The organism is Streptomyces sp. NPDC001415, from assembly GCF_053597395.1.
Genome location: NZ_JBSFIE010000029.1, coordinates 49,412 through 69,171, shown reverse-complemented (window position 1 = coordinate 69,171; position 19,760 = coordinate 49,412). Strand labels below are relative to the sequence as shown.

Sequence of the window (19,760 nt, the reverse complement as noted above, 5' to 3'; positions counted from 1 at the left end):
GCGACCCCTTACAGCTTCATCAGGCTGGCGTCGTCGACCGAGGCCGAGTGGCGGGAACGGAAGAGCGACACGATGATCGCGAGCCCGACGACGACCTCCGCGGCGGCGACGACCATCGTGAAGAACGCGATGACCTGGCCGTCGAGGTTGCCGTGCAGCCGGGAGAAGCAGACGAACGCGAGGTTGCAGGCGTTGAGCATCAGCTCGACGCACATGAAGACCACGATCGCGTTCCGCCTGATGAGCACTCCGGCGGCGCCGATGGTGAACAACAGGGCTGCCAGATAGAGGTAGTTGACCGGATTCACTTGACCGCCTCCTCGTCCCGGCCGAGCCGCTCCTCGGAGCGCTGCTCCAGCGCCTTGAGGTCGGCGAGCGCCTCGCTGGACACGTCACGGATCTGGCCGCGGCCGCGCAGTGTCTGGTTGACGGTGAGCTCCGAGGGCGTGCCGTCGGGGAGCAGCCCCGCGATGTCCACCGCGTTGTGCCGGGCGTAGACGCCGGGGGCGGGCAGCGGGGGCAGGTGCTTGCCGCGTACGCGCTCCTCGGACATCTCCCGCTGGGTCTTGGCGCGTTCGGTGCGCTCCCGGTGGGTGAGCACCATCGCGCCGACCGCCGAGGTGATGAGCAGGGCGCCGGTGATTTCGAAGGCGAAGACGTACTTGGTGAAGATCAGGGTGGCAAGACCCTCGACGTTTCCGTTGGCGTTGGCCTGGCCGAGCCCGTTGAAGCTCTTCAATGAGGCGTTGCCGATGCCGGCGACGAGGAGCACCCCGAAGCCGAGCCCACAGGCCGCGGCCCACCAGCGCTGCCCCTTGATGGTCTCCCTCAGCGAGTCCGCGGCCGTGACGCCGACCAGCATGACGACGAAGAGGAACAGCATCATGATCGCGCCGGTGTAGACGACGATCTGGACGACGCCCAGGAAGTACGCCCCGTTGGCGAGGTAGAAGACCGCGAGGATGATCATGGTTCCGGCCAGGCAGAGCGCGCTGTGCACGGCCTTCTTCATGAGGATCGTGCACAGGGCGCCGATCACGGCGACCGTGCCGAGCACCCAGAACTGGAAGGCCTCACCGGTCGAGGTGTGCGAGGCGGCCGCGGCAAGCAGCTCGGCGGGCGCGCTCATGCCCCCACCACCTTGCCGGACGCGGGCTCGTCCTCACCGAAGGTGGAGGCCGCCTCCTGGGGCCGCTCCCCCTTGCTGAGCGCCACTTGGCGGACGGTGCCGGGCGCGGCCTCGGTGACCAGGCCCCGGTAGTAGTCCTGCTCGTCCATGCCCGGGTAGATCGCGTGCGGGGTGTCGACCATGGTGGTGTCGTCGAGCCCGGCGAGCAGCTGCTCCTTGGTGTAGATCAGGTTCTCGCGGGAGGAGTCGGCCAGTTCGAACTCGTTGGTCATCGTCAGCGCCCTGGTCGGGCAGGCTTCGATGCACAGGCCGCACAGGATGCAGCGGGCATAGTTGATCTGGTAGACGCGGCCGTAGCGCTCGCCCGGCGAGTAGCGCTCCTCGTCCGTGTTGTCCGCGCCTTCCACATAGATGGCGTCGGCGGGACAGGCCCAGGCGCACAGCTCGCAGCCGACGCACTTCTCCAGGCCGTCCGGATGCCGGTTGAGCTGATGGCGGCCGTGGAAGCGCGGCGCGGTGATCTTCTGCTGTTCCGGATACTGCTCGGTCAGCCGCTTCTTGAACATGGCCTTGAAGGTCACGCCGAAGCCGGCCACGGGATTGAGGAACTTCTCCCCCGACTCCCCGGGCTTCCCTGACTCCCCGGGCATCCCCGGCTCTCCAGGCTTCCCCGACTTACCGGTCGATGACTCAGACACCGTCGTCCTCCCTTCCTTCTCGGTCACTCTCAGTATCGACCCCACCACTGACAATCAACTCGCGCTCTTGGCGCGGCCGTCGGCGGGGTACGGGCGGAAGGGTCTGGCCGGGCAGCGGGGGCACCGGGAATCCGCCGGCCATCGGGTCGAACGCCGCGGGCGGCGCCGTCGCCTGCGCCTCCTCCTTCTTGCCGCGGAAGATGTCCGCGACGAAGGAGAGCAGCAGCACCGCGATCACCGCGCCGCCGACGTACAGCACGATCTTCGAGAAGTCGTAGCCCTCGTTGCGCAGCGCCCGTACGGTCGCGACCAGCATCAGCCAGACCACGGAGACCGGGATGAGGACCTTCCACCCGAGCTTCATCAGCTGGTCGTAGCGGACCCGGGGCAGGGTGCCGCGCAGCCAGATGAAGAAGAAGAGCAGCAGCTGGACCTTGATGACGAACCAGAGCATCGGCCACCAGCCGTGGTTCGCGCCCGCCCAGAAGGTGCTGATGGGCCAGGGGGCGCGCCAGCCGCCGAGGAAGAGGGTGACCGAGACGGCCGAGACGGTGACCATGTTGACGTACTCGGCGAGCATGAACATCGCGAACTTGATGGACGAGTACTCGGTGTTGAAGCCGCCGACCAGGTCGCCCTCGGACTCCGGCATGTCGAACGGCGCCCGGTTGGTCTCGCCGACCATCGTGACGATGTAGATGATGAAGGAGACCGGAAGCAGCACGATGTACCAGCGGTCACCCTGCGCCTCTACGATCTTCGAGGTCGACATCGACCCCGAGTAGAGGAACACCGAGGCGAAGGCCGCGCCCATGGCGATCTCGTACGAGATCATCTGCGCGCACGAGCGAAGTCCGCCGAGCAGCGGGTACGTCGAGCCGGACGACCAGCCGGCGAGCACGATGCCGTAGATGCCGACCGAGGCCACGGCCAAGACGTACAGCATGGCGATCGGCAGGTCGGTGAGCTGCATCGTGGTGCGGTGACCGAAGATCGACACCTCGTTGCCCGAGGGCCCGAACGGGATCACGGCGATCGCCATGAACGCCGGGATCGCGGCGATGATCGGGGCGAGGACGTAGACGACCTTGTCGGCCCGCTTGACGATGACGTCTTCCTTCAGCATCAGCTTGATGCCGTCGGCGAGCGACTGGAGCATGCCCCAGGGGCCGTGCCGGTTGGGGCCGATGCGCAGCTGCATCCAGGCGACGACCTTGCGCTCCCACACGATGGAGAACAGCACGGTCACCATCAGGAACGCGAAGCAGAAGACGGCCTTGACGACGACGAGCCACCAGGGGTCGCGGCCGAACAGGGAGAGGTCCTCCGCAGCGAGCGTGATCACGCCTCCACCACCTCCGAGGGGGCTTCCGTAACGGCCGGGCCGATGCGGACGACCTGGCCGGGGACCGCGCCGGTGTCGGCGGTGACGCCGCCTCCGACGGAGTTCAGCGGCAGCCACACCACCCGGTCGGGCATCTCGCTGACCTGGAGCGGGAGTTGGACGTGGCCGGCCGGTCCGGTGACCTCAAGGAGGTCGCCGTCCTTGACGCCGGACTCGGCCGCCGTGGTCGCGGAGAGCCTGGCGACGGCCGCGTGTCGGGTGCCGGCCAGCGCCTCGTCGCCCTGCTGGAGGCTGCCTTGGTCGAGCAGCATCCGGTGACCGGCGAGGACCGCCTCGCCCAGGGCGGGCCTCGGCAGCGCCTGCGCCGACTCCAGGGGCTCGCTCGCGCGCGGCCCGTCCCAGGTGCCGAGCCGCGTCATCTCGCCGCGTACGGCACGGACATCGGGCAGGGCGAAATGGACATCCAAGGCGTCGGCCAGCATGTGGAGCACCCGCGCGTCCGTGGGCGCCGGGGTGCGGGTCAGCTGCTCCGGCTTCAGCGCGGCCTCGAACAGGCGCGCCCTGCCTTCCCAGTTGAGGAAGGTGCCGGACTTCTCGGCGACGGCCGCGACCGGCAGGACCACGTCCGCGTGGGCGGTGACCTCGGTGGGCCGCAGCTCCAGGCTGACCACGAAGGCCTCTGCGAGGGCCTCGCGGGCGCGCGCCGGGTCCGGCAGATCGGCCGGGTCGACGCCCGCGACGAGCAGCGCGCCCAGTTCGCCGGTGGCCGCGGCCTCGACGATCTGGCCGGTGTCGCGCCCGTAGCGGTGCGGGAGTTCGCGTACGCCCCAGGCCGAGGCGACCTCTTCGCGGGCGCGCGGGTCGGTGGCCGGGCGGCCGCCGGGCAGCAGCGACGGGATCGCGCCCGCCTCGACCGCGCCGCGCTCCCCGGCCCGGCGCGGGATCCACACCAGTTCGGCGCCGGTCGCCGAGGCCGTGCGTACGGCGGCGGTCAGCGCGCCGGGCACCGCCGCGAGCCGTTCACCGACGACGAGGACGGCGCCCGGGGAGCGCAGTGCCTCGGCCGCCTTGGCGCCGTCGGCGTCCAGGCCGACGCCGCCCGCGAGCGCGTCCAGCCACTCGGTCTCGGTGCCGGGTGCGGCGGGCAGCAGCGTGCCGCCCGCCTTGTGCAGGCCGCGCGTCATGTGGGTGGCGAGCGAGAAGGTGCGCTGGCCGTGCTTGCGCCAGGCCTTGCGGAGCCGCAGGAAGACGCCGGGCGCCTCCTCCTCGGATTCGAACCCGGCGAGCAGGACGGCCGGCGCCTTCTCCAGGGAGGTGTAGGTGGCGCCCCGCCCGTCGAGGTCCCGGCCGTGTCCGGCGACCCGGGCCGCCAGGAAGTCGGCCTCCTCGGCGGAGTGCACGCGGGCCCGGAAGTCGACGTCGTTGGTGTCGAGGGCGATCCGCGCGAACTTGGCGTAGGCGTACGCGTCCTCGACGGTCAGCCGACCGCCGGCGAGCACCCCGGCCCGGCCGCGCGCGGCGGCGAGTCCGGCGGCGGCCGCCTCAAGCGCCTCGGGCCAGCTGGCCGGTTCGAGTTCACCGGTCTCCGAGTCGCGCACCAGGGGCGTGGTCAGACGGTCCGCCTTCTGCGCGTACCGGAATCCAAACCTGCCCTTGTCGCAGATCCACTCCTCGTTGACCTCGGGGTCGTCGGCCGCCAGGCGCCGCATGACCTTGCCGCGCCGGTGGTCGGTGCGGGTCGCGCAGCCGCCCGCGCAGTGCTCGCACACCGACGGCGACGACACGAGGTCGAAGGGCCGGGAGCGGAAGCGGTACGCCGCCGAGGTCAGCGCGCCGACGGGGCAGATCTGGATGGTGTTTCCGGAGAAGTACGACTCGAACGGGTCGCCCTGCCCCGTGCCGACCTGCTGGAGCGCGCCCCGCTCGATCAGCTCGATCATGGGGTCGCCGGCGATCTGGTTGGAGAACCGGGTGCAGCGGGCGCACAGCACGCAGCGCTCGCGGTCCAGGAGCACTTGGGTGGAGATCGGGACCGGCTTCTCATAGGTGCGTTTCTTGCCTTCGAAACGTGAATCCGTGTCACCGACCTGCATCGCCTGGTTCTGCAGCGGGCACTCGCCGCCCTTGTCGCAGACCGGGCAGTCCAACGGGTGGTTGATCAGGAGGAGTTCCATCACTCCGCGCTGGGCCTTCTCGGCGACCGGCGAGGAGAGCTGGGACTTGACCACCATGCCGTCGGTGCAGGTGATGGTGCAGGACGCCATCGGCTTGCGCTGGCCCTCGACCTCGACGATGCACTGGCGGCAGGCGCCGGCCGGGTCGAGCAGCGGGTGGTCGCAGAACCGCGGGATCTCGATGCCGAGCTGTTCGGCGGCGCGGATCACCAGCGTGCCCTTGGGGACGCTGATGTCGATGCCGTCGATGGTCAGCGAGACGAGATCCTCCGGCGGCACGGCCGCCTCGCCGCCCCCGGAGGAAGCGCTACTCGTCGTCACAGTCATGCGTTCACCTCCGTGCTGTCGTCCGCCCAGGCGGTGGACCTGGCGGGGTCGAAGGGGCAGCCCTTGCCCGTGATGTGCTGCTCGTACTCCTCGCGGAAGTACTTCAGCGAGGAGAAGATCGGCGAGGCGGCGCCGTCGCCGAGGGCGCAGAACGACTTGCCGTTGATGTTGTCGGCGATGTCGTTCAGCTTGTCGAGGTCGTCCATCGAGCCCTTGCCGGCCTCGATGTCGCGGAGCAACTGGACCAGCCAGTACGTCCCTTCCCGGCACGGCGTGCACTTGCCGCAGGACTCGTGGGCGTAGAACTCGGTCCAGCGGGTGACCGCCCGCACCACGCAGGTGGTCTCGTCGAAGCACTGGAGCGCCTTGGTGCCGAGCATCGAACCGGCCGCGCCCACGCCCTCGTAGTCCAGTGGCACATCGAGGTGCTCGTCGGTGAACATCGGGGTCGAAGAGCCGCCCGGCGTCCAGAACTTGAGCCGGTGGCCCTTGCGCATCCCGCCGCTCATGTCGAGCAGCTGGCGCAGCGTGATGCCGAGCGGCGCCTCGTACTGGCCGGGGCTGGTGACGTGCCCGCTGAGCGAATACAGCGTGAAGCCGGGCGACTTCTCGCTCCCCATCGACTTGAACCAGTCCTTGCCCCGGTTCAGGATCGCGGGAACCGACGCGATGGATTCCACGTTGTTGACGACAGTGGGGCACGCGTACAGACCGGCCACAGCGGGGAAGGGAGGACGCAGCCGGGGCTGGCCGCGACGGCCTTCGAGGGAGTCCAGGAGTGCGGTCTCCTCGCCACAGATGTACGCGCCCGCGCCCGCGTGCACTGTGAGTTCGAGGTCCAGACCACTGCCGAGGATGTTCCTGCCGAGGTAGCCCGCCGCGTAGGCCTCCTTCACGGCCTCGTGCAACCGCCGCAGTACGGGGACGACTTCGCCCCGCAGATAGATGAAGGCATGCGACGAACGGATCGCGTAGCAGGCGATCACGATCCCCTCGATGAGGGAATGCGGGTTGGCGAACAGGAGCGGGATGTCCTTGCAGGTCCCGGGCTCCGACTCGTCGGCGTTGACAACCAGATAATGCGGCTTGCCATCTCCCTGGGGAATGAACTGCCACTTCATCCCGGTGGGGAAGCCCGCGCCGCCACGGCCGCGCAGGCCCGAGTCCTTGACGTACGCGATGAGGTCGTCCGGCGTCATGGCGAGCGCCTTGCGCAGACCCTTGTAGCCGTCGTGGCGCCGGTAGGTCTCCAGGGTCCAGGATTCCGGCTGGTCCCAGAAGGCGGAGAGGACCGGTGACAGGAGCTTCTCAGGGCTGCTCCCGTTCCCGTTTCCTTCGATCTCGGTTGCCAAGGTCATCACTCCCCCTCCTCTGTGACCGGGCCCGCCGGGTGCTCGGGGTCGGACGCGGAGGTCTGCTGTGGTGCGTCGTGCGAGCTCAAGTGGCGGGCGCCTGGCTGGGGTTCGTCGTGGGGTTCCTCGCCGCGGGGGTGCACCACGCGCGCGCCCGGGGTCTCGCCCCTGGCGAGCCTGAGGCCGGCCAGCGAGGCCGGTCCCGCGCCGCCGGTCGCCGCGACCGCGCCGGGCCGCTCGTCGGGGAAGCCGGCCAGGATGCGCGCGGTCTCCTTGTACGTGCACAGGGGCGCGCCCCGGGTGGGCTCCACCTGGCGGCCCGCGCGCAGGTCGTCGACCAGGCGCTTGGCACTCTCGGGCGTCTGGTTGTCGAAGAACTCCCAGTTGACCATCACGACGGGTGCGAAGTCGCAGGCGGCATTGCACTCGATGTGTTCGAGGGTGACCTTGCCGTCGTCGGTCGTCTCGTTGTTGCCGACGCCCAGGTGCCGCTTGAGCTCGTCGAAGATGGCGTCGCCGCCCATCACCGCGCACAGCGTGTTGGTGCAGACGCCGACCTGGTACTCGCCCGACGGCTTGCGCCGGTACATGGAGTAGAAGGTGGCCACGGCCGTGACCTCGGCCGTGGTCAGCTCCAGGAGGTCCGCGCAGAAGGCCATGCCGGTGCGCGAGACGAAGCCTTCCTCCGCCTGGACGAGGTGGAGGAGCGGCAGCAGCGCGGAGCGGCTGTCGGGGTAGCGGGCGACGATCTCCTTGCCGTCCGCTTCGAGCCGGGCGCGTACGTCGGCCGGGTAGCCGGGCGCGGGCAGTTGAGGCATGCCCAATTGGATGTCTGTCACCGGTCGACGCCTCCCATCACGGGGTCGATGGACGCGACGGCGACGATGACGTCGGCGACCTGGCCGCCCTCGCACATGGCCGCCATGGCCTGCAGGTTGGTGAAGGACGGGTCGCGGAAGTGGACCCGGTAGGGGCGGGTGCCGCCGTCGGAGACGACGTGCACGCCGAGTTCGCCCTTGGGCGACTCGACGGCCACGTAGGCCTGTCCGGCGGGAACCCGGAAGCCCTCGGTCACCAGCTTGAAGTGGTGGATCAGGGACTCCATCGAGGTGCCCATGATCTTCTTGATGTGGTCGAGGGAGTTGCCGAGTCCGTCCGGGCCGAGCGCGAGCTGCGCGGGCCAGGCGATCTTCTTGTCCTCGACCATGACCGGGCCCGGCTGGAGCCGGTCCAGGCACTGCTCGACGATCCTGAGCGACTGGCGCATCTCCTCCAGGCGGACCAGGAAGCGGCCGTAGGCGTCGCAGGTGTCGGCGGTCGGGATGTCGAACTCGTAGTTCTCGTAGCCGCAGTACGGGTCGGTCTTGCGCAGGTCGTGCGGCAGACCGGCCGAGCGCAGGATCGGCCCGGTGGCGCCGAGCGCCATGCAGCCGGTCAGGTCGAGGTATCCGACGTCCTGCATGCGGGCCTTGAAGATGGGGTTGCCCGTGGCGAGCTTGTCGTACTCGGGCAGGTTCTTCTTCATGGTCTTCACGAACTCGCGGATCTGGTCCACCGCGCCCGGGGGCAGATCCTGGGCGAGTCCGCCGGGGCGGATGAACGCGTGGTTCATCCGCAGGCCGGTGATCAACTCGTAGAGGTCGAGAATGAGTTCACGATCCCGGAAGCCGTAGATCATGATCGTGGTCGCGCCGAGCTCCATGCCGCCGGTCGCGATGCACACCAGGTGCGAGGAGAGCCGGTTGAGTTCCATGAGCAGGACCCGGATGACCGTGGCCCGGTCGGGGATCTGGTCGGTGATGCCGAGAAGCTTCTCGACGCCGAGGCAGTACGCCGTCTCGTTGAAGAACGACGTCAGGTAGTCCATGCGCGTGACGAAGGTGGTGCCCTGCGTCCAGGTCCGGAATTCGAGGTTCTTCTCGATGCCGGTGTGCAGATAACCGATTCCGCAGCGGGCCTCGGTGACGGTCTCGCCGTCGATCTCCAGGATCAGCCGGAGCACGCCGTGCGTGGAGGGGTGCTGGGGACCCATGTTGACGACGATGCGCTCGTCGTCGGCCTTGGCCGCGGACTGGACGACCTCGTCCCAGTCGCCGCCGGTGACTGTATATACAGTCCCCTCGGTGGTCTCACGGGCAGACGCGTGGGACGTTCCGTTCGATGTGGACATCAGCTGTACGACCTCCGCTGGTCCGGAGCCGGGATCTGGGCGCCCTTGTACTCGACCGCGATGCCGCCGAGGGGGTAGTCCTTGCGCTGCGGGAAGCCCTGCCAGTCGTCCGGCATCATGATCCGGGTGAGGGCGGGGTGGCCGTCGAAGACGATGCCGAAGAAGTCGTACGTCTCGCGCTCGTGCCAGTCGTTGGTCGGGTAGACCTCGACGAGCGAGGGGATGTGCGGATCGCTGTCGGGGGCGCTGACTTCGAGCCGGATCAGCCGGCCGTGGGTCAGGGACCGCAGGTGGTAGACGGCGTGCAGTTCACGCCCTCTGTCCCCGAGGAAGTGGACCCCGCTGACGCCCGTACAGAGCTCGAAGCGCAGGGCGGGGTCGTCGCGCAGGGTGCGGGCGACCCGCGGGAGGTGCTCGCGCGCGATGTGGAAGGTGAGCTCACCGCGGTCGACGACCGTCTTCTCGATGGCGTTCCCGGGGAGCAGGTCCTGCTCCTCCAGGGCGCCTTCGAGTTCGTCGGCCACCTCGTCGAAGTAGCCGCCGTACGGCCGCGAGGAGGCGCCCGGCAGCGTCACGGTGCGGACGAGACCGCCGTAGCCGCTGGTGTCGCCGCCGTTCGCGGCGCCGAACATGCCCTTGCGTACGCCGATGACCTCGCCGGTGTCGTCGCGCTGGGCGGGCACGCCGTTCTGTTGGGGGGTGTCCGGAGTATCGGGAGAGCTCACCGCAGCAGCCCCTTCATCTCAATGGTGGGGAGCGCCTTGAGGGCCGCCTCCTCCGCCTCGCGGGCCGCCTCCTCCTGATTGACCCCGAGCTTGGAGCCCTGGATCTTCTGGTGGAGCTTGAGGATGGCGTCGAGCAGCATCTCGGGCCGGGGTGGGCAACCGGGCAGGTAGATATCTACCGGGACAATATGGTCAACACCTTGAACAATTGCGTAATTGTTAAACATTCCGCCCGAAGATGCGCAAACCCCCATGGAAATCACCCACTTGGGGTTGGGCATCTGGTCGTAGACCTGCCGAAGGACCGGCGCCATCTTCTGGCTGACCCGGCCGGCCACGATCATCAGGTCGGCCTGGCGCGGGGAGCCACGGAAGACCTCCATGCCGAAGCGGGCCAGGTCGTAGCGGCCCGCGCCCGTCGTCATCATCTCGATGGCACAGCAGGCCAGGCCGAAGGTGGCGGGGAAGACGGACGCCTTGCGCACCCAGCCCGCGGCCTGCTCAACAGTGGTCAGTACGAAGCCGCTAGGCAGTTTCTCTTCGAGTCCCATAGGTGCCCCTCAGCCCCTCAGTCCCATTCCAGGCCGCCGCGCCGCCACACATACGCGTAGGCGACGAAGACGGTGAGCACGAAGAGCAGCATCTCCACGAGCCCGAAAAGCCCCAGGGCGTCGAAGGTGACCGCCCAGGGGTAGAGGAAGACGATCTCGATGTCGAAGACGATGAAGAGCATCGCCGTCAGGTAGTACTTGATGGGGAAGCGGCCGCCGCCGGCCGGCGTGGGAGTGGGTTCGATGCCGCACTCGTACGCCTCAAGTTTCGCCCGGTTGTACCTTTTTGGGCCGATTAGCGTGGCCATGACCACGGAAAAGATCGCAAACCCTGCCCCGAGGGCGCCGAGCACGAGGATGGGCGCGTAGGCATTCACGCTCCTCGCTCCTTCCAGTCGTCCTTGACCGTTGGACCGCACAGCGGGTCTCGCGAAAACCTCACCGCCTCGCCGTTCCGCACGAAGATCGCGTACATGTGAGGCAGTTCACAAGCCCGACTGCCCCGCATCCTATGCCCGGCGGTCTGTGATCTGCGACACGGGGTGCGACAACGCCTTTGTGATCTCCACCACCTGACGAAGGATCATGAAGTCGGATGAGCGGTGATCTTCATACCCGAAGCGCCTGAGTGATCACGAGACGTGACATCCCGAGGTGTTACCGCTGGTCGGCGGCCGTCTGGCTTTATCAAGCGATGTGCGCTACAGGCAAATTGGCGGTGGACGGGCGTCCGGTGATAAGCGGGCGCCCGTCACCCCCGAGAGGGACTTCAGCACCCAAAGGTGGACGTGTGCACCCATTCACGAGAGCCACCCCCTCCTCCTGAGGGTCCACCCCCGCCCCCCGAGGGGCTCACCTCCGCGCACAGAGGGCCCACCTCCTCCCCCCGGCCGGCTGGATCAACCCGCGATGTGACCTGCGTCACTCGTCAACGGTCGTGGAATCAACGGGGCTTGGCCATCGACGTGAGGGGATGGTAAGCGCCGGGCAATTCGGGCGTTTCATGGAAAACACATGATCACAGCCCTGATCGCGCATGCCAGGTTTGTCCGTTACGGCGTCAATAAGTGCTGGCAAGAAGCGGATTCGGCTCTTCCGCCACCAACTGTGGCGCAGCACACGTTTCTTGAAGGGAACCCTGAACCCCTGATAGCGGTTGTACCCATGTCCCACACCGCTCACATACCCAGCCACCGGAAGCCCCGCCGCAGCGCCTCGAAGGTCTCGCTTCGGGCCGGAGTTGCCGGTGGCGTACTCAGCACCATCGCGCTGGCAGGCGCGGCCGCCCCGGCCATCGCCTCCCAGCCGGTGAACGAGACCATCGAGATGCCCACGCTGACCGGCGACCTCGCGACCACCGCGGCCGCCACGGCGCAGGCCACCAAGACGGTCGCCGCCGACCTCCAGCTCCAGGCCGCCCAGGACGCCGCCGCGTCCAGCGCCGCCAAGGACGCCAAGAAGGCGAAGGACGACGCGGAGCAGAAGGCCGCCGAGGCCAAGGCGAAGGCCGAAGCCGAGGCGAAGGCCAAGGCCGACGCCGCCGCCGAGCGCGCCTCCCGCTCGTCCGAGCGCAAGACGCTCAGCGCCTCCTCGGACAGCGGCTCCACCTCCACCGGCACGTCGTTCAAGGCCTCCAAGGCCACCGGTTCCGCCGCCGCCATCGTGAACTTCGCGCTGGCCCAGGTCGGCAAGGCGTACGTCTCCGGCGCCACCGGCTCCAGCGCGTACGACTGCTCCGGTCTCGTGCAGGCCGCCTACCGCCAGGTCGGCGTCGACCTGCCGCGCGTCTCGCAGGACCAGTCGGCCACCGGCACCCAGGTCTCGCTGTCCAACCTGCAGCCGGGCGACATCCTGTACTGGGGCAGCTCCGGCTCCGCGTACCACGTGGCGATCTACGTGGGCGGCGGCAAGTTCGTCGGCGCACAGAACCCGTCGTCCGGTGTCGTCGAGCGCAGCCTGGACTACGACCAGCCCACCGGCGCCGTCCGCGTTCTCTGAGGCGTACAGCGGCCTTCTGAGCCGTATCAGCACCGCCTGCAAGGGCCGTTGCTCCCCCGCTCGGGAGCGACGGCCCTTCGGCATGCCCGGAATGTGTTGAACTCTGCCTGTTCCGGGGCAGCATGCACATATCAGGGGGTGCGTGCATGGATGAGCAGGCGCGGGACTCGGAACCGCAGTCGTACGAGGTCTACGCCGACGGGCTCGGCATGTTCGCCGCGATCGGGACCGTGTTCGTGCTGCTCGGCCTGTGGATGCTGACCGGCATCCGGCCCTGGGACGGGCCCGTCGACTGGGCCAAACTCGCCTTCGGTTGGGGTTTCGCCCTGTTCGTCCTGAGCGCCGGCGCGTTCCTGGTCCTGGCGTGCGTGTACGGCGCGGTGCGCCCGGTCATCCGGGCGGACGCGGCGGGGATACACCTCGCCACGCGCTTCGACGCGCCCTGGGCGGAGGTCCGGGAGATCGAGGTCGGCACCGTGGCGATCTGGGAGCACGGCGACGAGAGCCACGCGGGCGGCTACGAGCACCATCGCGCGGTGTGGGTGACGCTGCACAGCGGCAAACGGCACGAATACATAGCCCGCCGCCAGGGCGGGGACCTCTCCGCGGACGAACTGCGCACCGGTCTGTCCCGGTTCGCCGGAGAAGTCCCCGTCCGGTGGACGGACGAGGTGGAGCGGCGCTTCTAGCGACGCGGCGAGGGCCCTGACTCAGGCCTTGGGAGCCACCTTGGAGAGGCCGTTGATGATGCGGTCCATCGCGTCGCCGCCCGTCGGGTCGGTCAGGTTGGCCAGCATCTTCAGCGTGAACTTCATCAGCATCGGGTGCGTGAGCCCGCGCTGGGTCGCGATCTTCATGACCTTCGGGTTGCCGATGAGCTTCACGAAGGCGCGGCCCAGCGTGTAATAGCCGCCGTAGGTGTCCTTGAGGATCTTCGGGTAGGCGTGCAGGGCCAGTTCGCGCTGGGACGGGGTCGCGCGGGCGTGCGCCTGGACGATGACGTCCGCGGCGATCTGCCCCGACTCCATGGCGTAGGCGATGCCTTCGCCGTTGAACGGGTTCACCAGACCGCCCGCGTCACCGACGAGCAGCAGGCCCTTGGTGTAGTGCGGCTGGCGGTTGAAGGCCATGGGGAGGGCGGCGCCGCGGATCGGGCCCGTCATGTTCTCCGGCGTGTAGCCCCAGTCCTCGGGCATGGACGCGCACCACGCCTTGAGGATCTCGCGCCAGTCGAGCTCCCGGAACGCGGAGGACGAATTCAGGATGCCGAGGCCGACGTTGGACGTGCCGTCGCCCATGCCGAAGATCCAGCCGTAGCCGGGGAGCAGCCGCTCCTGCGGGCCGCGCCGGTCCCAGAGTTCGAGCCAGGACTCCAGGTAGTCGTCGTCGTGCCGCGGCGAGGTGAAGTAGGTCCGCACGGCCACGCCCATCGGGCGGTCCTCGCGCCGGTGCAGGCCCATGGCGAGCGAGAGCCGGGTCGAGTTGCCGTCGGCGGCGACGACGAGCGGGGCGTGGAAGGTGACCGGGGTCTTCTCCTCGCCGAGCTTGGCGTGGACGCCGGTGATGCGGCCGTTGCGCTCGTCGACGATCGGCGCGCCGACGTTGCAGCGCTCGTACAGGCGCGCCCCGGCCTTCTGCGCCTGCCGGGCGAGCTGCTCGTCGAAGTCGTCGCGCTTGCGCACGAGTCCGTAGTCCGGGTACGAGGCGAGGTCAGGCCAGTCGAGCTGGAGGCGGACGCCGCCGCCGATGATCCGCAGGCCCTTGTTCCGCAGCCAGCCCGCCTCTTCGGAGATGTCGATCCCCATCGAGACGAGCTGCTTGGTGGCGCGCGGGGTCAGCCCGTCGCCGCACACCTTCTCGCGCGGGAACGCTGTCTTCTCCAGGAGCAGCACATCGAGTCCGGCCTTGGCCAGGTAGTACGCGGTCGTCGAACCGGCCGGACCGGCCCCGACGACGATCACGTCCGCGGTGTGTTCGGAGAGCGGCTCGGTCACAGCGGGATCTCCCGAAGACTCGAATTTGCGTGCCGAGAAGCACAGGACATGTGCAGTCTATGGGTGGCTGTTGATCGACATCGCGAAGGGTTGCCACGCCATGAGCTCCGAGTCCGCCGAGTCCTCCGTACCGTCCGCCATGCCCTCTTCCGTACCGTCCTCCACGCCGCCCTCCACGCCGGAGAAGTCCCTGCCCGTGGTGCGGCTGCGCGTGCCCACCGAGGAGGACGCGTACGCCTGGCACCGGGTGTTCGACGACCCGGAGGTGATGGAGTTCCACGGCGGCCGCTCCGCGGAGGTCTCCGTGTACGAGGAACTGACCGCCCGCCAGCGCAAGCACGACGCCGAACGCGGCTTCTGCTTCTGGACGATGCTGGACGAGAACGACGAGGTCGTCGGGTTCACCGGCGCCCAGCCCTGGCCCCTGGACGACTGGGGCCCGGCGGGCGAAGTGGAGATCGGCTGGCGCCTTGGCCGAGCGCACTGGGGCCGCGGCTATGCGACGGCGGCGGCGCGGGCCACGATCGACCGCGTCCGCGCGAAGGGCCTGGACCACGTGGTCGCGATGGTCCACCCCCAGAACACCCGCTCGCTGGCGGTGACGGAACGGCTGGGAATGACCCTGTCGAGAACGTACGAGTCGCAGAGGTCGGGCGTGCAGATCCCGTGCTTCCGACTGGAACTGGTTGAGGACTGATCAGGCCTTGAAACCCCGGTGCAGCGCCACGATCCCGCCCGTCAGGTTCCGCCACGCCACCTTGGACCAGCCCGCCCCCTGGAGCCGCGCGGCGAGCGCGTCCTGGGCGGGCCAGGCCCGGATCGACTCCGCGAGGTAGACGTACGCCTCCGGGTTGGAGGACACGGCCGTGGCCACCGGCGGCAGCGCCCGCATCAGGTACTCCGTGTACACCGTCCGGAACGGCTTCCACGTCGGCTGGGAGAACTCGCAGATCACGACCCGCCCGCCGGGCTTGGTCACCCGGTACATCTCCCGCAGCGCGGCGTCCGTGTCCTGGACGTTGCGCAGCCCGAAGGAGATCGTCACCGCGTCGAACGTGTCGTCGCGGAAGGGCAGCTTCGTCGCGTCGCCCGCCGTGAACGGCATGTGGGGCTGGCGCTCCTTGCCGACCTTGAGCATCCCGAGCGAGAAGTCGCAGGGCACGGTGTAGGCGCCCGCCGCGGCGAAGGGCCGCGAGGAGGTGGCCGTGCCGGCCGCGAGGTCGAGCACCTTCTGCGCGGGCCGCGCGTCGACCGCCTTCGCGACCTCCTTGCGCCAGAGCCGGGCCTGGCCGAGGGAGAGCACGTCGTTGGTCAGGTCGTAGTGCGCGGCGACGTCGTCGAACATCGAGGCGACTTCGTGCGGCTGCTTGTCCAGGGATGCGCGGGTCACGCTTCCCATTCAAGCAGTACGTGATCCCCGGCCGGTGGCCCGGCCCTCACCCGCTCGGCCGGGCCACGTACATTCTGCTTTCCGTGCCACGGGGGCGCGGAACCACGAGAGCGGGTGCACACGACATGCGGAGTTTCCTGAGGGTGCCGGTCGCGGGGCTCGGCGCCTTGGCCGCGCTGGTGTGCGCGGGCTGCTCCTCGGCCCCGGACGCGGCCCCGAAGGCCCCGGCCGGGCCCGCCGCCGCGAACGGCCCTCTGAACAGCGCGTACTCCCCCTATGTCAGCGCGACGACGGCCTCGCCGACCGACGCCGTGGGCTCCCCGGCCGTCTACAACCTGGCGTTCGCCGTCGCCCACGGCAACACGTGCCGGGCGGTGTGGGACGACGACACGGCCATCGTGGACAGGGACGTCAAGGACCGAGCCGCCGGGCTGAAGAAGTCGGGCGCCGCGGTACGGGTGTCCTTCGGCGGGCAGGCCGGCAAGGAGCTGGCGCTCACCTGCAAGACCCCGGCCCAGCTGGCCGCCGCCTACGGCTCGGCGCTGGACGCGGTCGGGGCCGGCGAGGCCGACTTCGACATCGAGGGCGCGGCCCTCGCCGACTCCGCCGCGCTCACCCGGCGCGCGGAGGCGATAGCCCTGCTCCAGAAGCAGCGCGCCCTCAGGGTGACGTTCACGCTCGCGGTGATGCCGACGGGGCTCACGTCCCAGGGAACGGCGCTGCTCAAGTCGGCCAAGGACCACGGCGTGCAGGTCTCGGCCGTCAACGTGATGACGATGAACTACGGCACCTCCTTCGGAGGCGACATGGGCGACTACGCGGTGCGGGCCGCGACCGCCGCGCACGGCCAGCTCCAGCAGGTCCTGGGCCTCTCCGACGCGGCGGCCTGGCAGGGGCTCGGGGTCACGGCGATGATCGGCGTCAACGACGTGAAGGGCGAGACGTTCACCCTGGACGACGCCGCGAAGGTACGGAAGTTCGCCCAGGACAAGGGCGTCGGACGGCTGTCCATGTGGGTGACGTACCGGGACCAGAAGTGCGGATCCGGCGTCAACTCGGCTGTGGCGCAAGCGAGTTGCAGCGGCATCGCCCAGGAGCCGGGCGCCTTCGCGAAGGCGCTGTCGGGAAGCTGACCGGGCTCAGGGCGCGTGTCAGCCCTGACCCGCGTGTCGGGCCCTGACGGGGTTCAGGCGCAGGCCCTCACCCTCTCACCGGCGCCGGTGCACCAGCCGACCGCCGATGACGGTGGCGATGCAGGTCCCGGCGCCCTGCGCGGCCAGCGCCTCCTCGTCCGGCACGGAGAAGACCGCGAACCGGCCCGGGCCGCCCACGGCGAGCGGAGCCCGGAAGGCCTCGCTCGGCTTGGCCCCGGCGAACGGATCGAGGTCCGCCGCCCCCTCGACGGCGCCACTCGGCAGCATCTCAAGTCCCGCCCGCTGTACGGCAGTTCGTACCGCCGGGGTGACGATGGGCCCGGTCACCGCCACCACGCCGTGCGCGAGGAGCTTCTGGGTGCAGCGGCGGGCGCTGTTGCCCCGGCGGGACTCGCTCGGCGCGAGGGCGGCGAGGGCTGCGCCGGTGAGCGGTTCGGTGCCGAGCTCGTCGGCCTCGAAGGGGTCGTCCGGGAAATAGGTGCGTTCGAGCAGGGCCGCGCCGTGCCGGTTGACGAGGCCGGGCGTCAGCAAGCCGGGCCAGCGGCGGACGCGGGCGGCGGGGTGCTCGGCCGCGACGTCCTCGTAAGGCCCGATCGCGGCGATCCGGTCACCGTCGACGAGCACCGCACCGCCCGGGACCGGCTCGCGGTTCCCGGGCAGCACCAGACCGGCGGCGTGGATCGTCAGCACGTCAGGAACACGGCCTCAGTTGGAGGCGAGGAGCTTCAGCTCCGGGTGGGCGGTGCCGCCCTCGATCGCGGTCGAGGAGATGTGCGACTGGACCCGGGTGTCGACCGGGTCGTTCGCCGGGTCCTCGTGCACGACGAGGTGCTCGTAGGTGGTGGCGCGCTGGGCGGGCACCCGGTCCGCCCTGCGGATCATGTCGATCATCTCGATGAGGTTGGAGCGGTGCTTGGCCCCGGCCGACGAGACGACGTTCTCCTCCAGCATGACCGAGCCGAGGTCGTCTGCGCCGTAGTGCAGCGACAGCTGGCCGACCTCCTTGCCGGTGGTGAGCCAGGAGCCCTGGATGTGGGCGATGTTGTCGAAGAACAGCCGCGCGATGGCGATCATGCGCAGGTACTCGAAGAGCGTCGCCTGGGTGCGGCCCTTGAGGTGGTTGTTCTCCGGCTGGTACGTGTACGGGATGAACGCGCGGAAGCCGCCGGTACGGTCCTGTACGTCGCGGATCATGCGCAGGTGCTCGATGCGCTCGGCGTTGGTCTCACCCGTACCCATGAGCATGGTGGAGGTGGACTCGACGCCCAGGCCGTGCGCCGTCTCCATGATCTCCAGCCAGCGCTCGCCGGACTCCTTGAGCGGCGCGATCGCCTTGCGCGGCCGCTCGGGCAGCAGCTCGGCGCCGGCCCCGGCGAAGGAATCGAGCCCGGCGGCGTGGATGCGCGAGATGGCCTCCTCGACGGAGACCTTGGAGATGCGGGCCATGTGCTCGACCTCGGAGGCGCCGAGGGAGTGGATGACCAGCTGCGGGTAGGCCTTCTTGATCGCGGCGAAGTGCTCTTCGTAGTACTCGACGCCGAAGTCGGGGTGGTGCCCGCCCTGGAACATGATCTGGGTGCCGCCGAGCTCGACGGTCTCCGCGCAGCGGCGCAGGATGTCGTCGAGGTCGCGGGTCCAGCCCTTGGCGGTGTCCTTGGGCGCGGCGTAGAACGCGCAGAACTTGCACGCCGTCACGCAGACGTTCGTGTAGTTGATGTTCCGCTCGATGATGTACGTCGCGATGTGCTCGGTACCGGCGTAGCGGCGGCGGCGCACCGCGTCGGCGGCGGCGCCGAGCGCGTGCAGCGGCGCGGACCGGTACAGGTCGAGCGCTTCCTCCGGGGTGATCCGCCCACCCTCAGCGGCACGGTCGAGAACGGACTGAAGATCGGCCTTCTCAGTCACCGGGTGTCCCTTTCGGAGGGGTTACGGACGGGCGGATCCAGCGTACGCCAGCGGGCTTGCGCTGCTGAGCGGGGGCCAGCGGGGCTCGTTCAGCCGCCGAGCCCATGCCCGGCGAGGAGCAGCCCGCCGAACGCCCCGGCGATCATGAAGGGGCCGAGCGGGAACGCGGTCGTGCGGCTCGCCCGGCGGAACACGACGAGCCCGATGCCGTACACCGCCCCCAGGACGAGACCGAGGAGCGCCCCGGCCATCAGGACCGCCCAGCCGTACCACCCGAGCGCGAGGCCGAGCCCGAGCGCGAGTTTGACGTCGCCGAAGCCCATGCCGGCCGGGTTGATGAGGAACAGCACGAAGTACCCGCCGCCGAGCGCGAGCCCGCCGAGGAGCGCGGTGGTCCAGGACCCGGCGTGCCCGGGCAGCAGGGCCGCGAGGCCGAGCAGCACGGCGGCGGCCCCGGCCAGCGGCAGGGTGAGGACGTCGGGGAGCCTGCGTACGGTCAGGTCGACGAGGGAGAGCAGCACCGCGAACGGGGCGAGCAGCAGCCAGGCCGCGAGTTCGGGGCGGGGCCCGGTGACGGCGGCGAGGGCGGCGCAGACGAGCGCGGTGACGAGCACTGCGGTCAGCGGCGAGCCATGGTCCGGCGCCCCGCCGCAGGCCCGGCACCGGGCGGCCCCCGGCCACCCGCCGAACGGATGCCCGGACGGGCAGGCGGTGCGCCAGGGTTGGCCGGGTTCGACGGAGAGCCGGTACCGGGGGCGGCCCAGCAGGAACCCGGCGCCGGCGCCCCAGGCGGCCGCGGCGATGGTCAGCGCTGTGTTCACCGTTGTGTTCACCGGACCAGGGTGCCT

General features: G+C 69.7%; 20 protein-coding genes. 4 read left to right on the top strand and 16 right to left on the bottom strand.

All coding sequences use genetic code 11. The features are described 5' to 3' along the window. Positions 1-8: 8 nt before the first annotated feature. From nuoK to ACWC2B_RS29480, 11 genes are read right to left on the bottom strand one after another with little or no spacing between them, the layout of a single operon-like run. Positions 9-308, bottom strand: a complete 300-nt coding sequence (nuoK, locus tag ACWC2B_RS29530) for an NADH-quinone oxidoreductase subunit NuoK (protein ID WP_053728780.1) — start codon at positions 306-308, stop codon at positions 9-11. After that, positions 305-1,129, bottom strand: a complete 825-nt coding sequence (locus ACWC2B_RS29525; RefSeq protein WP_450721857.1) for an NADH-quinone oxidoreductase subunit J — start codon at positions 1,127-1,129, stop codon at positions 305-307. The genes nuoK and ACWC2B_RS29525 overlap by 4 nt, the downstream gene beginning before the upstream one ends. Next, positions 1,126-1,779 carry an NADH-quinone oxidoreductase subunit NuoI gene (gene nuoI / locus ACWC2B_RS29520; protein WP_450721855.1) on the bottom strand — a complete coding sequence of 218 codons (654 nt, stop codon included), beginning with the start codon at positions 1,777-1,779 and terminating at the stop codon, positions 1,126-1,128. The genes ACWC2B_RS29525 and nuoI overlap by 4 nt, the downstream gene beginning before the upstream one ends. Positions 1,780-1,819: 40 nt before the next feature. Continuing rightward, entirely contained in the window at positions 1,820-3,172 is a 1,353-nt protein-coding gene (nuoH, locus tag ACWC2B_RS29515) for an NADH-quinone oxidoreductase subunit NuoH (protein WP_450721853.1), read from the bottom strand. After that, positions 3,169-5,673 (bottom strand): NADH-quinone oxidoreductase subunit G, encoded by a 2,505-nt coding sequence (locus ACWC2B_RS29510; protein WP_450721851.1) that lies wholly within the window; start codon positions 5,671-5,673, stop codon positions 3,169-3,171. Before ACWC2B_RS29510 ends, nuoH begins: the two co-directional genes overlap by 4 nt. Further along, the gene (gene nuoF, locus ACWC2B_RS29505; RefSeq protein WP_450721849.1) at positions 5,670-7,031 is read right to left on the bottom strand and encodes an NADH-quinone oxidoreductase subunit NuoF; all 1,362 of its coding nucleotides are present in this window, start codon (positions 7,029-7,031) and stop codon (positions 5,670-5,672) included. The genes ACWC2B_RS29510 and nuoF overlap by 4 nt, the downstream gene beginning before the upstream one ends. Next, entirely contained in the window at positions 7,031-7,843 is an 813-nt protein-coding gene (gene nuoE / locus ACWC2B_RS29500) for an NADH-quinone oxidoreductase subunit NuoE (RefSeq protein WP_450721907.1), read from the bottom strand. Before nuoE ends, nuoF begins: the two co-directional genes overlap by 1 nt. A 17-nt stretch (positions 7,844-7,860) precedes the next feature. Beyond that, positions 7,861-9,195 (bottom strand): NADH-quinone oxidoreductase subunit D, encoded by a 1,335-nt coding sequence (locus ACWC2B_RS29495; RefSeq protein WP_450721847.1) that lies wholly within the window; start codon positions 9,193-9,195, stop codon positions 7,861-7,863. Further along, on the bottom strand, positions 9,195-9,920 hold the full coding sequence (locus tag ACWC2B_RS29490) for an NADH-quinone oxidoreductase subunit C (protein ID WP_450721845.1): 726 nt from the start codon (positions 9,918-9,920) through the stop codon (positions 9,195-9,197). The genes ACWC2B_RS29495 and ACWC2B_RS29490 overlap by 1 nt, the downstream gene beginning before the upstream one ends. Then, positions 9,917-10,471, bottom strand: a complete 555-nt coding sequence (locus ACWC2B_RS29485; protein ID WP_100578785.1) for a NuoB/complex I 20 kDa subunit family protein — start codon at positions 10,469-10,471, stop codon at positions 9,917-9,919. Before ACWC2B_RS29485 ends, ACWC2B_RS29490 begins: the two co-directional genes overlap by 4 nt. Positions 10,472-10,488: 17 nt before the next feature. Further along, positions 10,489-10,848: an NADH-quinone oxidoreductase subunit A gene (locus ACWC2B_RS29480; protein ID WP_030494815.1), complete on the bottom strand. Its 360-nt coding sequence runs from the start codon at positions 10,846-10,848 to the stop codon at positions 10,489-10,491. 787 nt (positions 10,849-11,635) lie between these two features. Between ACWC2B_RS29480 and ACWC2B_RS29475 the strand changes: the two genes are divergently transcribed. Together ACWC2B_RS29475 and ACWC2B_RS29470 are read left to right on the top strand one after the other, a co-directional pair. Further along, positions 11,636-12,469: a C40 family peptidase gene (locus ACWC2B_RS29475; protein ID WP_450721842.1), complete on the top strand. Its 834-nt coding sequence runs from the start codon at positions 11,636-11,638 to the stop codon at positions 12,467-12,469. 146 nt (positions 12,470-12,615) lie between these two features. Further along, positions 12,616-13,158: a hypothetical protein gene (locus ACWC2B_RS29470; RefSeq protein ID WP_450721840.1), complete on the top strand. Its 543-nt coding sequence runs from the start codon at positions 12,616-12,618 to the stop codon at positions 13,156-13,158. Positions 13,159-13,179: 21 nt separating this feature from the next. Here the strand turns inward: ACWC2B_RS29470 and ACWC2B_RS29465 are convergent, their stop codons facing one another. Then, positions 13,180-14,463 carry a geranylgeranyl reductase family protein gene (locus ACWC2B_RS29465; RefSeq protein WP_450721838.1) on the bottom strand — a complete coding sequence of 428 codons (1,284 nt, stop codon included), beginning with the start codon at positions 14,461-14,463 and terminating at the stop codon, positions 13,180-13,182. A gap of 139 nt (positions 14,464-14,602) precedes the next feature. Between ACWC2B_RS29465 and ACWC2B_RS29460 the strand changes: the two genes are divergently transcribed. Further along, the gene (locus tag ACWC2B_RS29460; protein ID WP_450721905.1) at positions 14,603-15,160 is read left to right on the top strand and encodes a GNAT family N-acetyltransferase; all 558 of its coding nucleotides are present in this window, start codon (positions 14,603-14,605) and stop codon (positions 15,158-15,160) included. Here the strand turns inward: ACWC2B_RS29460 and ACWC2B_RS29455 are convergent, their stop codons facing one another. After that, positions 15,161-15,853 carry a demethylmenaquinone methyltransferase gene (locus tag ACWC2B_RS29455; RefSeq protein WP_450721836.1) on the bottom strand — a complete coding sequence of 231 codons (693 nt, stop codon included), beginning with the start codon at positions 15,851-15,853 and terminating at the stop codon, positions 15,161-15,163. A 125-nt stretch (positions 15,854-15,978) separates the two neighbouring features. Between ACWC2B_RS29455 and ACWC2B_RS29450 the strand changes: the two genes are divergently transcribed. Next, on the top strand, positions 15,979-16,986 hold the full coding sequence (locus tag ACWC2B_RS29450) for a chitinase (RefSeq protein WP_450721834.1): 1,008 nt from the start codon (positions 15,979-15,981) through the stop codon (positions 16,984-16,986). 75 nt (positions 16,987-17,061) lie between these two features. Here the strand turns inward: ACWC2B_RS29450 and ACWC2B_RS29445 are convergent, their stop codons facing one another. The 3 genes from ACWC2B_RS29445 to ACWC2B_RS29435 form a co-directional block, all read right to left on the bottom strand. Next, positions 17,062-17,697, bottom strand: a complete 636-nt coding sequence (locus ACWC2B_RS29445) for an amidohydrolase family protein (RefSeq protein WP_450721832.1) — start codon at positions 17,695-17,697, stop codon at positions 17,062-17,064. 15 nt (positions 17,698-17,712) lie between these two features. Continuing rightward, positions 17,713-18,912, bottom strand: coding sequence for a cyclic dehypoxanthinyl futalosine synthase (gene mqnC, locus ACWC2B_RS29440; RefSeq protein WP_450721830.1), 1,200 nt, complete (start codon positions 18,910-18,912; stop codon positions 17,713-17,715). Positions 18,913-19,001: 89 nt separating this feature from the next. Then, positions 19,002-19,745: a prepilin peptidase gene (locus tag ACWC2B_RS29435; protein ID WP_450721828.1), complete on the bottom strand. Its 744-nt coding sequence runs from the start codon at positions 19,743-19,745 to the stop codon at positions 19,002-19,004. Positions 19,746-19,760: the final 15 nt, after the last annotated feature.

What these genes read in the sequence shown, in the direction of transcription:
- ACWC2B_RS29525 (WP_450721857.1), bottom strand. Translation starts at nt 1,129, where the DNA reads ATGAGCGCGCCCGCCGAGCTGCTTGCCGCGGCCGCCTCGCACACCTCG.
- nuoI (WP_450721855.1), bottom strand. Translation starts at nt 1,779, where the DNA reads ATGCCCGGGGAGTCAGGGAAGCCCGGGGAGTCGGGGGAGAAGTTCCTC.
- ACWC2B_RS29510 (WP_450721851.1), bottom strand. Translation starts at nt 5,673, where the DNA reads ATGACTGTGACGACGAGTAGCGCTTCCTCCGGGGGCGGCGAGGCGGCC.
- nuoF (WP_450721849.1), bottom strand. Translation starts at nt 7,031, where the DNA reads ATGACCTTGGCAACCGAGATCGAAGGAAACGGGAACGGGAGCAGCCCT.
- nuoE (WP_450721907.1), bottom strand. Translation starts at nt 7,843, where the DNA reads ATGCCTCAACTGCCCGCGCCCGGCTACCCGGCCGACGTACGCGCCCGG.
- ACWC2B_RS29495 (WP_450721847.1), bottom strand. Translation starts at nt 9,195, where the DNA reads ATGTCCACATCGAACGGAACGTCCCACGCGTCTGCCCGTGAGACCACC.
- ACWC2B_RS29485 (WP_100578785.1), bottom strand. Translation starts at nt 10,471, where the DNA reads ATGGGACTCGAAGAGAAACTGCCTAGCGGCTTCGTACTGACCACTGTT.
- ACWC2B_RS29475 (WP_450721842.1), top strand. Translation starts at nt 11,636, where the DNA reads ATGTCCCACACCGCTCACATACCCAGCCACCGGAAGCCCCGCCGCAGC.
- ACWC2B_RS29470 (WP_450721840.1), top strand. Translation starts at nt 12,616, where the DNA reads ATGGATGAGCAGGCGCGGGACTCGGAACCGCAGTCGTACGAGGTCTAC.
- ACWC2B_RS29460 (WP_450721905.1), top strand. Translation starts at nt 14,603, where the DNA reads ATGCCCTCTTCCGTACCGTCCTCCACGCCGCCCTCCACGCCGGAGAAG.
- ACWC2B_RS29450 (WP_450721834.1), top strand. Translation starts at nt 15,979, where the DNA reads ATGCGGAGTTTCCTGAGGGTGCCGGTCGCGGGGCTCGGCGCCTTGGCC.